The sequence below is a fragment of the Ochrobactrum teleogrylli genome (assembly GCF_006376685.1).
GTDB lineage: Bacteria > Pseudomonadota > Alphaproteobacteria > Rhizobiales > Rhizobiaceae > Brucella > Brucella teleogrylli.
In genome coordinates, this window is the sequence record NZ_VEWL01000007.1 from 144044 (window position 1) to 157128 (window position 13085).

Consider the following 13085-nt stretch of genomic DNA (forward strand, 5'->3'; position numbering starts at 1 on the left):
TTTTGTTTGTTCGATCTATTACGAGAACCGCTCACACTTTCGAAAAAATGCTCAGTGCCCGGTCGTTTTCGCATAATGCATGGATTGCTTGCCTCGGCAGCCGCGGAGCAACCCGACAAGACCTCCAAGCGCTGTCGCGGAGGCCAGCACTGCCGGCGCGCCTTTCAGCGGAATGGAGAGAACCGAAACCAGTAATTTCCAGCTGCGGCTGGCCAGCAGCGAAGGCAGTTTACCGAGCGCCCGCGATGGGTTCTTCTTGTAGGACGAAATGAACTCCGTCGTGTTGTGATCGCGATTACGGCGGAAGTGATAGGCGAGGGTCAGGCGGCTGAGCGGCACAGTCTCGTAGACGATGGCGTCCGGCGCCCATCCCGTTTTCGCATTGAGCGTTTTGGCCTTGGCCCACAAATGCCAGTCTTCACCGCCCGTCAGGCCGAAATAGGAATCGAATCGCAGTCCCGTCTCGCGAAAGAAATCGAGCCTGCCCATCCAGCTTCCCGTGGCGACCTTGATGCCGCCAGCCAGGCCATTTTCCCATTTCGCGCGTGATTTCCGCTCCGAGCGACTGGCAAGGCGGTCCAGCCCGGACCAGACGAATTTCTGCCAGATGTTCAATTCGCCCTCGACAGGCATCGGGCGCACCGGCGAGCCGACGATATCCAGGCTCTCCCTCTGTTGCTCAGCAAAGAGTTCAATCAACCAGTTTGGTTCTGGAATTTCGTCGTCATCGATGAAGACCAGAAAATCGTGGCCGTTATCGACGGCATGGTTCAGCGCGCAATTGCGGGAGTGCGAAATGCCGATCCTCGGTTCAAGCCGATACTGCACGATATGGTCCGGCATGCGCGCAGCAAAAGCCGTCACCTGTTCATCCAGCGATTTGCGGGAATCGTTCTCGACGACCAGAAAATGCAGCGACACCTGTTCCGGCACCACGACGCTTTCCAATGACTTGAGAAGTGCGGCGAGCATCGCCGGGCGGTTTCTCGTTACCACTGAAATCAGAATCGAATATCGCTGCATGAAATATCTCGTTCTTAAGTTATCCGAAATTCTATATTGAAATGAAAATAGTTAATACGGCAAGTATTAGGGAGCAAATAATAAATATTATAAATTACTAAATTATAATATACTTATAATGGTGTAATGATTTGGCGTTTAAAGTATTAAGCGAGATGCGCGATGTCGTGCGAGGAGGCGCAGTCGCAACAGTCATTGATTGTGAGTATTGGGAAAAACTGGAGCGGGTAGCGGGAATCGAACCCGCGCGTTCAGCTTGGGAAGCTGACAGGCTACCATTACATCATACCCGCAATCTGCAAGATATTTCAGTATCTTACGGCGATAATTTTGGTTTACCGCCAATAAAGTTTTACAGACTGTTTTACAGGCTATGTTCTCTTTCTGGCCTCGTCAATCTGTTTTATCGTGGCCTCGATAGCTGCCGTTCGGCTCACATATCGGCGGATAATGTTCCGCACGGTTTCTTCTTCCCATCCCATAATTTCAGCAATTACACGCTCTGACAGACCGGCGATATAGAACTTTGTCGCCGCCGTCCCACGGAAGTCGTGAAAGTGCAAATCTCTATCGCCAAGCTTGGCTTCTTCTCGGCAGTCGGAAAAAGACGATCCAAATCCGTTTACCGTCCAAGGTGCCTTCCTGGTATTCGTCAGAACGATAGGCGACCGGCGTGGGATCGTTTGGAGCAATGTCCTCAATTCTGCGTAAAGAGGAATGACCGCTTCCTTCGTGTGTCGGCTTTTCCCGGTGGGAAGAATTATGGCGTTCTCGGTGATATGAGACCATGACAGGCGCAAAAGATCGCCAGCTCGCAAACCTGTGTGGGCAGCCAGATCAACCGCCCATGCGACTTCGGGTGAGCATTTCGTTTTAAGCTGCGCGATATCCTGATCTGTCCATATGATGGCAGCGCGGTCATTTTTATAGAGCTGTTTAATACCTTCACATGGATTTTGGCTAATCTTGCCAAGCGGGTCTACGGCATAGGACAGAACGCGAGAAAGGACTTGCATCCCATAATCTGCCGTTCGTGGCTTCTCCTCAAATTCCCCGCGCCACTTTCGAATGACTGGCCTTATTTTCTGAGGCCGATCAAACTGCGCGATGCTCAAGTCACCGAATTTCCTGCCGATCCTATCCAGCCATCCATTCCAATTGCGTTTCGTGCTGTCGGCTAACTTCTGGTAGTCGTGGCTGGCCTTATATGCCGTAATGACGGCGCGAAATTTGGAAGCGTCGGGAATTATCCGGCTATCATTCGCCTCTTGAAGCGATGCCATAAATTCAGCCGATCCCGGTTCTCCACGAAGAGCAGGGCCGCCACGCCACGCATAGTAATACGTGCGGCCCTTTGCATTGACCTTGTGGACGCCTTTCAAATCAACTGTAACCATGCTTTGCTTCAAACGCCCTTAGCTCTTTGTCTAGATCGCTATCCTGATCAATGACACGTTCGTCGTTGTCTGAATAAATCAGGATTGCCCCATCGGTGCATAATTTAAGCATGACACCGAGGTCTTTGGCTACGGAGGCAGCGCGGGCTATATCCGCTTTCGTGAAACGAAGTGCCTTCTGTGCCATTTAATCCTCCTTTCTGAGATTGTGATTTGTTCTCTGATTGTTCACGGTATATGAGTGACCGCTTGAACAGGGAGAAACGACATGTCTCGATTTAAAACGATCCGCAATCCGGCGCTTACCGAAGCTGAAAAGCAGCAACTGCTGTCCCGGATGATTGCGTTGAAAGAGCTTATGAACAGCTGCTTGACCAATCTGGAGATTGGCAGTGAAGATTATAAGCTTCTGGATCGCCTTGGCAGGGAAGTCATGAGCGCCGGTGAGACCATTGCGAAGTCTCGGTTTTGGGGTAAGGATTATCACCGCATTGGCCGCTGACATCCTCACTCCCTTTCCCGCAGTGCGGCGCGGCTGGCGTTCATGGCTTCCCATGCGGCAAGCACCTCAGCTGGTTTTGCGAAAGATTTCCTACCAAGCAGGGGCACATCGTCTACATCTGACAAGCGCCACCTGTCGTTCGTGAGGCGCAATGCAAAGGCGACAACGCTTCCTGCCTCGACAATCCTGTAACAATCCTTATCGAAGCGTTCGAGCTTAGCCATGGTCACCGCCGTTCAGGGCTTGGCGACCGGCAGAATACCGCTCGAAGTGGAAAACGACTGCTGTTTCATTGACAGTCAGAAGCCCGAACTTTTCAGCGAGACGAAAATTCACACTGGTTTTTCGCGCCCGTTCGATCTGCCGTTCTAGTTCCCAACGGAGCCCTTCAATATTCATCGAAGACTTATAGAGATTGCATGACGCGCAGGCAGGCATGAGGTTTTCAATGGTGTTGTTCTCCGGGCGGAAAACCTCGCCAGTCGGAACAAAACGGCCTGTTGAATAGCCAGTGCTTTCCCATTGAGACTTGCGAATGACGGGTTCTGCATGATCGACGTGCCAGCCCTTTTCAGGAAGTTCGCAGCCACAATAAGCGCACTTGCCGCCGAATTTCTGCTTGATCGTCAACATTCCTTGATCCAAGCCAGGATTATCAGGCCACGGACGCCGACCCTTGGGCGGATGAAGACGATGTATCCGAGCGTGGTGAGGAAGCCAGAGACGTACAGTTCAACATGGCTCCATCGCATAGTCAGGCTAGACGACTGATGAAGCTCGAATGGTTCCGAGCAAACCCGAACTGGGTAGGAACCTTCAATACGAACCTGATGGGCCTCGCAGCATTCGGGGAGCGGCTTATCCGTATTCAATACTCGCTATTTGGAATTAACAGTGTTTTTGAAGTCCTTGATTTCAAATTCATTCTTGGTGAAGGCGGCATCCTTCAGGGTGCGACTATACAGGTTCAGTCCATGCCGCAAGGTGCATACCAGTGGGATAGTTCGCAAGAGGGAACTCCGCCGGTGTCGGATGAAACAACGCGGGATGACGAACTGCCGGTTCCTGATGCGCCGGATGTCCTCATAATTGATGGTCCTGCCGCCTTACTTGGTTTCCCGCCTACGGGCAACATTTTGCTTACTTATATGGTGCGATGGAGAAAGACCGTCGAAACCGAATGGCGGGTAGCCGGGCCGCTGGAAAACAGTGCCGAAAGTTTTGAGACGCCTATCCTGTCCGCAACGACCCAGTACGAATTCCAGTTGGCAGTACGAACGCAAAAAGGCCGAGTAGGCTCTTACTCAGCCAGCACGATCAAAACGACACCCTGATTGACCAGACAACCTGAGAAATTCATACCCTGCTTTGGCGGGGTGCTTTGCTATGGAGCATTCGCATGACCGTTCGCACGATTGACGATATTTTTCGCGATTTCGTTATTCCTGGCGTTCCTGCTTCGGGTGCATTTAACCCGTACAAGCCAGACATCCGCGATACGTTGAAGGCGCTGCTCGAAGGGATAAGCGCCTTTCCTGACAACCGCGTTATTCGGTTGAATAATGCCAATCTCGGAACGCCCAATAATATCGTAGTGACAGCCTCCGTTCCTACCCCTGTTGCCGCATATCAGGTTTTGTACATCCTGAATGTTACTCAGGAAAACACAGGACCGGTTACGATTTCTGGAGCGATAAATCGAAGACTTGTAACGAACACCAGCAAACCTATTCCGGCGGGCTATCTCACACCGGGAATGGCCGTGCTCTGTATCGACACCGGTACGGAACTTCGCATGTTGTCCTACGGCGAGATGGAGGCCATTGTTAGTGAAGCCGAAGCGGCAGCAGCGGCGGCAGAAGCGGCGCGCGATCAAGCTTCGAATTACGCTAGTGACGCGCTCACAGGCGGAATGGACCCTGGCATTTCTGCAACAACATCGGTTCCGAGCCTTTCAATCCCTGCTGGCGTAAACCATTTCAAGACCGGGGGCTTTGCTTCTGTGGGTGACGGTGGCGGTGCGAACTTCACTAGGCAAGCCACGGAACCTAACAATGTTGGCAAGATTACGGACGCGAATGGAAACTGGTGGCAGAACGTCGTCGATCTCAATCTGGCACAACGTATTCACGAGGCCGTTGGCCGAAACTCGATCCGGGTAAACTGCATCGGTGACAGCCTGACCTATGGCTATGATACGACTGCTACCGGAACATTGCCACCGATTAACGGGTCTACAGCAACGCGTAGTTCGACCCCGTACCCCGACATGCTGGCGCTTTCATTGCAGCATATTTTCGGTTCCGTAACTGTGCGAAACTACGGCTTCCCCGGCGACCGGGCTAAGAGTGGTTATGAGCGATGGGAAGGAAACCTTGACCCCGCTGATGTATGGTTCATTTGCTACGGCACCAATGAAACGGTTGATATCGGCGGCTTCGATACGGTCAAGGACTTCCGGCACTCGATGCTTCAATGGATTGACTATGCCCGCTCACAGGGTGCCGTTCCGGTCATTCTGCTCGCTCCGGGTTTGCGGTCTTCCCCGCAGGCCATGAACGTTCGCTCCTTCAAACAGGCCGCTGCGGAGGCAGCAGCTGACGCAGGCGTGACGTGCATCGATGTGGAACAGCAAATCCGTCACATCGCACAGCGCTGGACTGATGGCTCTCATTTGACGCCGGAGGCATATGAGGAATGGGGCGCTCATCTGGCATCATTGTTTGCTGATCGAGGCGGCAGGGTAAAGCCTGTTGCGGGCGGGAGCCGATTTTCTGCCAGTGATGGCCTTGGGGTTGGTGGTGAGATACTTGGATCAAACGACGCAGTGGACGGCGCTTTCCTTCGCCTAGATAATGATGTTTTGACTGTTGGCATTGACGCGCAGGAAGATGTTATCCTCATCATCCGGGCATACAATGCGTCAGGTGCGGTTAATCGCTCTTTCACAATCGTTTATGGCGGCGATATCGTTGCAGGTCGGAATTACGAGGTCTACGACCATATCCAGACAGGCTCACTTACCCCATCTCGCCGTTTCGTGGGTATGCGTCTCAGCAAGGGATATCGTTGCTTCAAGATCGTACCCATGGGCGGGCAGGCACTATTCATCGAACGAATAGACTTTGTTCGCCCGGAAGCGAGCGCGCAATCGGTAGCGGGAATAAACAAGCCTCTGCCACTCGTATCAGTCGTGCCGCCCGGTCAGAGCGGAAACTTCCGCATGGTGGACTGGAGTGAAAAGGTCGTTGGTACATACAATATCTCGACGCACATTCAGGCCAAGGCAGCGGCAATCGTCGGGGCTGGCATCATGGGCGGACGCGATATTTCAAGTGACAGAGGTTCCAACAATCAGTTGCTTTGGCTTAGAAACGGTACTGACATGCAAATTTATCAGCGTGTCGCTGGTACAGAAGCGCTGATCTATACGGAGACGGGGGCTTTCGCAGCCGGTGATTTGGATGCCACTGTCGATATGATCATCCAAGCAAGCGGCGCAGCCTCGTTCCTGGTGGATGGCGTTTTGAAAGCTGATTTTAGCGCTGGGGCGGTCACAATCAGAAGCGGGTTCCCGATGTTTATCTCAACAGGAACCAATGGCAATGTTGCCCGATGCGTCGGGGCTACGCTGACGCAGTACTAACCTTCCGAAATCCCGTGCATAATTTCTGAAGCAATGTCTTCATGTCCAAAGCTGCGCGGGATTTCCATGTAAGATGAAGAGCACCACCTGAGATGCCATCTGGTGATAAGCTTTTCAGAAGGCCAAATCTCTCAGCAACGTCAACAACACGTTGCGTCTCATCATCGAAATCGTGGCTATAGTAAACGCTACCACCGTTGTCTGCCACCCATTGCACTAACCTTAAAAGGCCATGCTGGTCTTCTTCAGACATAATTTCGTTTGGAATAGTTGAACCGACCAGTGTTTCAATTCTCTGGTCTAAGCGCGCCAATACCTGCAACACTTGCCGAAACCCCATAATTGCCCTGCAACATATTACATCGTCTGGTTGAAGTCGGCAAGCGGGTTTAATGTGATGCGATGGTTTGACAATCGCGGCTTGGCAATTCATGTTGCAGTATGGCTGGGAAACATGTCGCATCAAAATATGAAACCATCTCCTCTATCCATCTGTTCATGAGAGGGAGGGAGTACCCGAAGTATCCTGCGAATGTGTTTCTGGAAGTTTCAAACCTTTGCGACCTGAAATGCGCAATGTGCGGACCGTTTTCTGCACTTAACGACATGCGCCTTTTTTCCTTGAAGGAAGAGGATCGGGGCTTCATGAAGGCCCCGCCACGGGAGAGAATTGAGAATATTCTTCGTCACGCCTTGCGGATACAAGTATTCGGATATGGAGAACCGACGCTAAACCCAGACTTTCTCGATTTTCTTGATCTGGCAGGAGAATACGAAACACTCATCAGCTTCTTCAGCAACGGGATGCATTTCTCCGATGTGGTAGTGAACAAAATCATCGAAAGCCGCGTCCACGAAATTACCATTAGCTTCTCCGGCTCGACCAAGGAAGATTATGAGGCCGTTTATATGGGGGGCGTGTGGGAGACGGTACTTGCTGGCCTGAAGCTTATCAGTGATCGCAAGAAGGAACGTGGCACTAGTTATCCAATCATTTCTGTGAATAGCTTGGCGTATCGCCATCACGTCGAGACGCTGGATAGGTTCGTAGACGTCATGGGAGATGCTGGTGTGGGCGTCATCTATTTGAAGCCGCTCGTTCCTGTTCCAACTGTACCAGTGCTTGGACAGCACGCCTCTATATTCCGCCATTGGGTTGAAGGCCCGGTAATAGAGCGGGCTATTGCCAAGGCAAAGGAGCGAGGCATTATCTTCAATGCCGATCTGTATTTCTCCGGTGGAGCTACGGATGAAGATCATTACAAAAAGAAGATGAGGGCGCTCCAGCGTGGATTTGGTCTTAACCCGGATGATCTTCCGCCAGCATTGCCCATCATTGAACTGCGAGAAATAGCGAAATCCGTAACACCTAAAAAGCCGGCGAGAGTTACTGTAACCGAGATATCCGGCAACGATTTGGCTTTACTGTCAGCCAGGCCACTCAAAGCAGATGGAATGTACTGCTTGGAGCCGTTCAACACGATGTATATCGGGCGAAATCTCGACGTTAAGCCTTGCTGCAACGCACCGTCTACCACCCGGTTTGATAGCGTGAAGGGTAAGACAGGAGAGGATGTATGGGGCGGGAGCGCCTATTATCAAACACGTAAAGCTATTTTGCGGGGAGAATATCCAAACTTCTGCGTCGATTGCATCAAAGGGGGGAATGCTTATGCGGAGCACAATTTCGCAGATACGGTAGCCACCTACGGGACGTGGTATACAGAGGTCTTTAAAGACGATTTCAATTGCACTCCTCTCGATACACTTTTAGCTTGTGGGGACAATAGAAATATTGCTTCACGATGGAGATACACTCAGCACATAAGAGCATTCGCTGGGCTGATGAGATGGTTATCTCAACCGACCTGACATCGTAGAGGGTGTACAACCATCAGGTCAGTAGAACGGCAGATAAAATATTCTGTCACCGCCGCCCACTGAGGCGGCTTTTTCTTTGCCGAAAGGAAATCACCAATGGCACGACGCATCAACGCGGCGGGGCTTTCGCTCGTCAAACAGTGGGAAGGCCTCAAGAATACAGCTTATCGGGATGTTGCCGGTGTCCTAACCATCGGTTACGGCCATACGAGCGCAGCCGGTGCGCCTACGGTTACGCCGGGGATGGCAATCGGAGACGCCGAAGCCGAGCGCATCCTGAAAACCGATCTGGCCAAATTCGAGGCGAGGGTGGAGCGGTTCGTTAAGGTTCCGCTGACCGACAATCAGTTCGCCGCGCTCGTTTCGTTCGACTTCAACACCGGAGCGCTGGATAAGTCCACGCTGCTGAAGAAGCTGAACAAGGGCGATTATGCCGCCGTTCCGGTCGAACTCATGAAATGGGTGAATGCTGGCGGCAAGAAGGTACAGGGCCTTGTCAATCGCCGGGCCGCTGAAGCTGGTCTCTGGGCGAAAGGCGATTTCGTATCGTCAAATTACGTTCCAGCGAAGACGACAGCCAATAAGACCGATGTCGCCACGATTGGCGGTGCCGGTGCTGCTGGTGCAGCGGCAACGGTCGGCCCTGTCATCCCGGAAATTGTCAGCACCATCTCAAATCAGCAGGACGAATTGTCTAGCGGTCAGTGGGTGCGTGTGGCGATTGCTGGTGTGATTGTCGCTCTGACCCTCTGGGGCATCTGGCGGAAGACGCGCTCATGATCTGGGCGCTCATTCCCTCATGGCTGAAATACTCGCTCGCTGCCCTTGTGGCGGCGTTTCTACTTCTGGCGGGTGGGTATGTGGCCGGAAGGCTCTCAGGAACGGCCAGCACGGAAACCAAAATCGAAAGACAGAACAATGAAGCCACAGGCAAAGCTCTGGACGCTGCTCATTCTTATGATGAGTGCATTGACGCTGGCGGGGTGTGGACATTCAGGACCGGCAAATGTGAGCGGCGTCCGTAACGTCCTCGGAACTGATCTGCTAGGCGCTCGCGGGGCAACCGAGGCGGATCAACGGAAGATCGACCGCACGATAGTGCGCGGATGTGCAGGCGGCGTCTGGTCGAAAGACGAGTGCGCTATTCATGACAAAAAATAAAAGGGGCGGCGGGTAATGAGCGAAGACTTGAAATGGCTCATGGGTACGGCGGTCACGCTGATTGTCTTTTTCAGTGGCGCGCTGATCGCGGCGTTTCGCTCACTGTCCAATTCTCAGCGGAAGGGCGACGATCAGCTTCATGACCGTGTGAACCGAGTACGAGATGAGTATGTTCGCCGCGTCGATCTTGACGATCACGTAAAGCAATTGCGGGACGGCATGAAAGAGATGCGCGACGAGACACGAGAAGGTTTGAAAGAGACAAACAAGCGTCTCGACCAAGTGCTGGCCGTGCTGGCGTCAGATAAAAAACCTTAAGCGCCTCAGTCGTGAAAATCGTTTTACAATGCCTACCTAACGTATTGATTTTTATAGGGCGCATTTGCCATGTTTTACAATTAAGTTATTGAAAACATTGAATTGTACTGAGCTTGGGAAGCTGACAGGCTACCATTACATCATACCCGCAATCTGCAAGATATTTCAGTATCTTGAAGCCACATCGGGCTCGATCAGATTGGAGAGTTTGGCACTCTTGGGCACAAGCTATGTTCTCTTTATCCACCCGTCAATCTGTAAGATTGCGGCGGCAGGGTGGGGCCTGCGAAAAGTCGCTCAGCTGTCGCGATCACATGCTGTTACAGTCTTCACTTTACTGTCAAAGGTAGCAGAATTAGCATTTGCGCATATTGATATCCGCCGATCCGTCGCCATCTGCTGAACAAGCCTTTTACGACTTGCTGCAACTTGCGGTGGGTGAAACGAAACGGACCCGACGGATACTCTATGGCAAAGACAACGAAGCGTCGCGCATTGCTGATTGTGAACCCCAATGCCCGTAATGGGAAAGGGTTCGGCGGCGCGATGAGGACGGAACTTGAGCGCGGTGGGCTGGAACTGTTCGAGCACCAGCCGCGCGAGGGCGAAACGATCTCCGATGTCATTTCGCGCGAGCGGGACCATGATCTGGTCGTCATCGGCGGCGGTGACGGTTCCCTCAATGCGGCTGCAAAGGGGCTTATGGAAACCGGCATGCCGCTCGCCATTTTGCCGCTCGGAACAGCTAATGATTTTGCCCGAACCGTGGGCATTCCAGCCGATCCGGTGGAGGCTGCCCGTCAGATTGCGACCTATAAGGTGCATCCCATCGATCTCGGCGAGGTGAACGGTCACCTCTATTTCAACGTCGCCAGTATCGGTTTCAGCGCGGAACTTGCGCAGCAACTGAGCGCGGACGCGAAAAAGAAATGGGGCAAGCTCGGCTATGGTATCGTCGCGGCGCGCATTTTGATGCGGTCAGAGCTGTTTACCGCCTATCTCGAACATGATGGCATCACCGAAAAGATCAAAACATTGCAGGTTTCCGTCGGCAACGGCAAGTTTTACGGTGGTGGCATGGCCGTTGAAAAGGACGCGGCCATCGATGACGGCAAGCTGGATTTCTACAGTCTCGAAGTTGATCACTGGTGGCATCTGCTTCGTTTACTGCCGAGCCTGCGGCGCGGCACGCAGTCGAAATGGAATGATGTGCGCGCCTTTCCGACGACAGAAGTGATTATCCGCACCAAGAAGCCGCGCGCGGTGAATACCGATGGCGAGCTTTCCACCTGGACACCGGCGCATTTCAAGCTCCACCGGCAGGCCATCAACGCGCTTATTCCCACTTAACCGGCGCGCGACCGATAAACTCGAGCCAAAAAAAAGGGCCCGCAGCTATGAAGCGCGGGCCTAATCATGACGTTAGGTGACTGGCTCAGAGGTCAAGAGAGCCACTTCTAAAACGGAGTAGTCCTGCGAATGTTCCGTGTTTAGAAGAAAAAATACCAGATAATCAGCACGAGGATGAATGGTACGCCCAGAAGCCAAAGAATGAGTGCTCGAAACATGGTGTTCTCCTTGTTGTGTATTTCCAACTCTGTGGGAGGCAGATTGGTTCCACAATTCAAGGCGGTGATCGTCGGCTCCGTTAATCATCTTGTGCGTGTGGCGACTCAAATGACGGCTTTTCTGAAAGTTTTAATGATCCGTCAATAAATCGGTGACATCACTGGATTTATGTAAAGTGCAGCCAGCGTTTTTGGCTGCGTGTCGAGTAGCGGGCGTGTGGCGTATGAGTTCGAAGCGTGGGCTGAAAATTTCGGTCAGCGAGAAGGCGGCGATGTTGCGTGATAAGCGCGGCTCGGTCGCCATGATGACTTTCATGGCCATGGCCGTTGCTCTGGCCGGTTGCGCGACACCGCCGGCTTCCAAGCCGAAGCGCTCCAAGGAATATTTTGCAGAATCCAAATATGGCGTGAAGGCAAGCCCGCGTGTTGCCTATGGCACCGGTAAGCCTATGCCCCGTGGGGGCGGACGAGATCAGACGGGCCAGCCTTACAAGGTCAAGGGCCGCTGGTATTATCCCAAAGAAGACAAGAATTATACCGCCGTCGGTCGTGCGTCCTGGTATGGCGAGGCCTTCCATGGCCGTCTCACTGCCAATGGCGAAGTCTATGACATGACGCATCTGACCGCAGCGCATCCGACCATGCCGTTGCCGAGCTATGCCCGCGTGACCAATATGGATACCGGTAGCTCAGTCATCGTGCGTGTCAATGATCGCGGTCCCTATGAATATGATCGCGTGATCGATCTGTCGCAGAAAGCGGCGGAAATGCTCGATTACCAGCATCACGGCACGGCCAATGTGAAGGTGGAATATGTCGGGCGTGCGCCGCTCGACGGCAAAGATGATGCCTATCTGATGGCATCCTATCGCCCGGCTGGCAGCGATATGATCGGCCAGCCTGCAACGGGCGTAATGATGGCCATGAACGGCCCGACGCCAACCTCGCCGAAATCTGCTGTTCCGATACCTGCCATGGCGCCGCAAAGCGCACCCATGCCGGTTTCCGCGCCTGTGCCGCAGGAATCGCCGTTCTCGGTTAATCCGGCCTATGGCGATGCGTCGGGTCCGGCGCCGGTTTTGCCACCGAACGTACCTCTGCCGTCGCGCAAGCCGAATGGAAGCTTTGGTGTGGCCAATGCGGGTCACATCAGCGGGCTGGCGGGCTATGCATCTGACCGGATCGCAGCGAGCGCTTATACGGAAGAACGCACTTATGGCAGCATCCTGACCGCGAGTGCGGTTTCCGATGCCTGGAAGCGCCGCAACGCCGAGGAACACGGCGAATATGTCGAGCTTGGCCTTTTCGATACGCTTGAAGCCGCCGACAAGATGCAGCGCGCTTTGCCGAAGACGGCCAAGGTCAGCCGCACCAAGGTACCGACCGAAAAAGGCGAGTTCTACGAGCTGACGGCAGTTGCGCAGAAGGGCGGCAACGACGCCCTGCTGCGCGCAGCCTGGAAAGCCGGTGCAAGGGACGCATTCGTGGTCCGCATGGATTAAGTGTCTGATCCAAAAGTCGCCATGCCGGTCTGCAAATGGCAAATTCTGCGCTTCCGGTGCTCACGTACCCAAATGTACGCTGCGCTC

11 protein-coding genes, 1 tRNA gene and 2 pseudogenes are annotated in these 13085 nt (G+C 53.2%); 8 read left to right on the forward strand and 6 right to left on the reverse strand.

The window, feature by feature from the left end; all coding sequences use genetic code 11:
• Positions 1 to 51: 51 nt before the first annotated feature.
• The 4 genes from FIC94_RS13075 to FIC94_RS13090 form a co-directional block, all read right to left on the reverse strand.
• Positions 52 to 1023, reverse strand: a complete 972-nt coding sequence (locus FIC94_RS13075) for a glycosyltransferase family 2 protein (protein ID WP_140025150.1) — start codon at positions 1021 to 1023, stop codon at positions 52 to 54.
• Between the two features lie 219 nt (positions 1024 to 1242).
• Positions 1243 to 1316: transfer RNA gene (locus FIC94_RS13080), tRNA-Gly, on the reverse strand.
• Positions 1317 to 1394: 78 nt separating this feature from the next.
• Positions 1395 to 2420, reverse strand: coding sequence for a tyrosine-type recombinase/integrase (locus tag FIC94_RS13085; protein ID WP_140025151.1), 1026 nt, complete (start codon positions 2418 to 2420; stop codon positions 1395 to 1397).
• On the reverse strand, positions 2407 to 2607 hold the full coding sequence (locus FIC94_RS13090; protein WP_140025152.1) for a hypothetical protein: 201 nt from the start codon (positions 2605 to 2607) through the stop codon (positions 2407 to 2409). The genes FIC94_RS13085 and FIC94_RS13090 overlap by 14 nt, the downstream gene beginning before the upstream one ends.
• Before the next feature lie 81 nt (positions 2608 to 2688).
• Here FIC94_RS13090 and FIC94_RS13095 point away from each other — a divergent pair, with 81 nt between their 5' ends.
• On the forward strand, positions 2689 to 2922 hold the full coding sequence (locus FIC94_RS13095; protein ID WP_140025153.1) for a hypothetical protein: 234 nt from the start codon (positions 2689 to 2691) through the stop codon (positions 2920 to 2922).
• Positions 2923 to 2927: 5 nt separating this feature from the next.
• On the opposite strand, the gene FIC94_RS13100 is transcribed toward FIC94_RS13095, so the two are convergent.
• Both FIC94_RS13100 and FIC94_RS13105 read right to left on the reverse strand, forming a co-directional pair.
• Complete coding sequence (locus tag FIC94_RS13100) at positions 2928 to 3146, reverse strand: hypothetical protein (RefSeq protein ID WP_140025154.1); 219 nt, start codon at positions 3144 to 3146, stop codon at positions 2928 to 2930.
• A complete protein-coding gene (locus tag FIC94_RS13105; protein WP_140025155.1) occupies positions 3139 to 3555 on the reverse strand; it encodes an HNH endonuclease in 417 nt (138 codons plus the stop codon). Before FIC94_RS13105 ends, FIC94_RS13100 begins: the two co-directional genes overlap by 8 nt.
• Between FIC94_RS13105 and FIC94_RS13110 the strand changes: the two are divergent.
• The 7 genes and pseudogenes from FIC94_RS13110 to FIC94_RS13155 form a co-directional block, all read left to right on the forward strand.
• Positions 3549 to 4184, forward strand: a pseudogene (locus FIC94_RS13110) (fibronectin type III domain-containing protein); the annotation flags it as partial. The gene FIC94_RS13105 and the pseudogene FIC94_RS13110 overlap by 7 nt on opposite strands.
• Before the next feature lie 137 nt (positions 4185 to 4321).
• A pseudogene (locus tag FIC94_RS22810) lies at positions 4322 to 5620 on the forward strand (SGNH/GDSL hydrolase family protein); the annotation flags it as partial.
• 1389 nt (positions 5621 to 7009) lie between these two features.
• Positions 7010 to 8440 (forward strand): radical SAM/SPASM domain-containing protein, encoded by a 1431-nt coding sequence (locus FIC94_RS13120; protein WP_140025156.1) that lies wholly within the window; start codon positions 7010 to 7012, stop codon positions 8438 to 8440.
• Positions 8441 to 8545: 105 nt separating this feature from the next.
• Positions 8546 to 9229, forward strand: coding sequence for a lysozyme (locus FIC94_RS13125; protein WP_140025157.1), 684 nt, complete (start codon positions 8546 to 8548; stop codon positions 9227 to 9229).
• Positions 9230 to 9625: 396 nt separating this feature from the next.
• Complete coding sequence (locus FIC94_RS13140) at positions 9626 to 9928, forward strand: hypothetical protein (protein ID WP_140025159.1); 303 nt, start codon at positions 9626 to 9628, stop codon at positions 9926 to 9928.
• A gap of 468 nt (positions 9929 to 10396) precedes the next feature.
• Positions 10397 to 11278 carry a lipid kinase gene (locus tag FIC94_RS13150; protein ID WP_140025161.1) on the forward strand — a complete coding sequence of 294 codons (882 nt, stop codon included), beginning with the start codon at positions 10397 to 10399 and terminating at the stop codon, positions 11276 to 11278.
• A gap of 442 nt (positions 11279 to 11720) precedes the next feature.
• Positions 11721 to 12998 (forward strand): septal ring lytic transglycosylase RlpA family protein, encoded by a 1278-nt coding sequence (locus FIC94_RS13155; RefSeq protein WP_140025162.1) that lies wholly within the window; start codon positions 11721 to 11723, stop codon positions 12996 to 12998.
• Positions 12999 to 13085 lie beyond the last annotated feature (87 nt).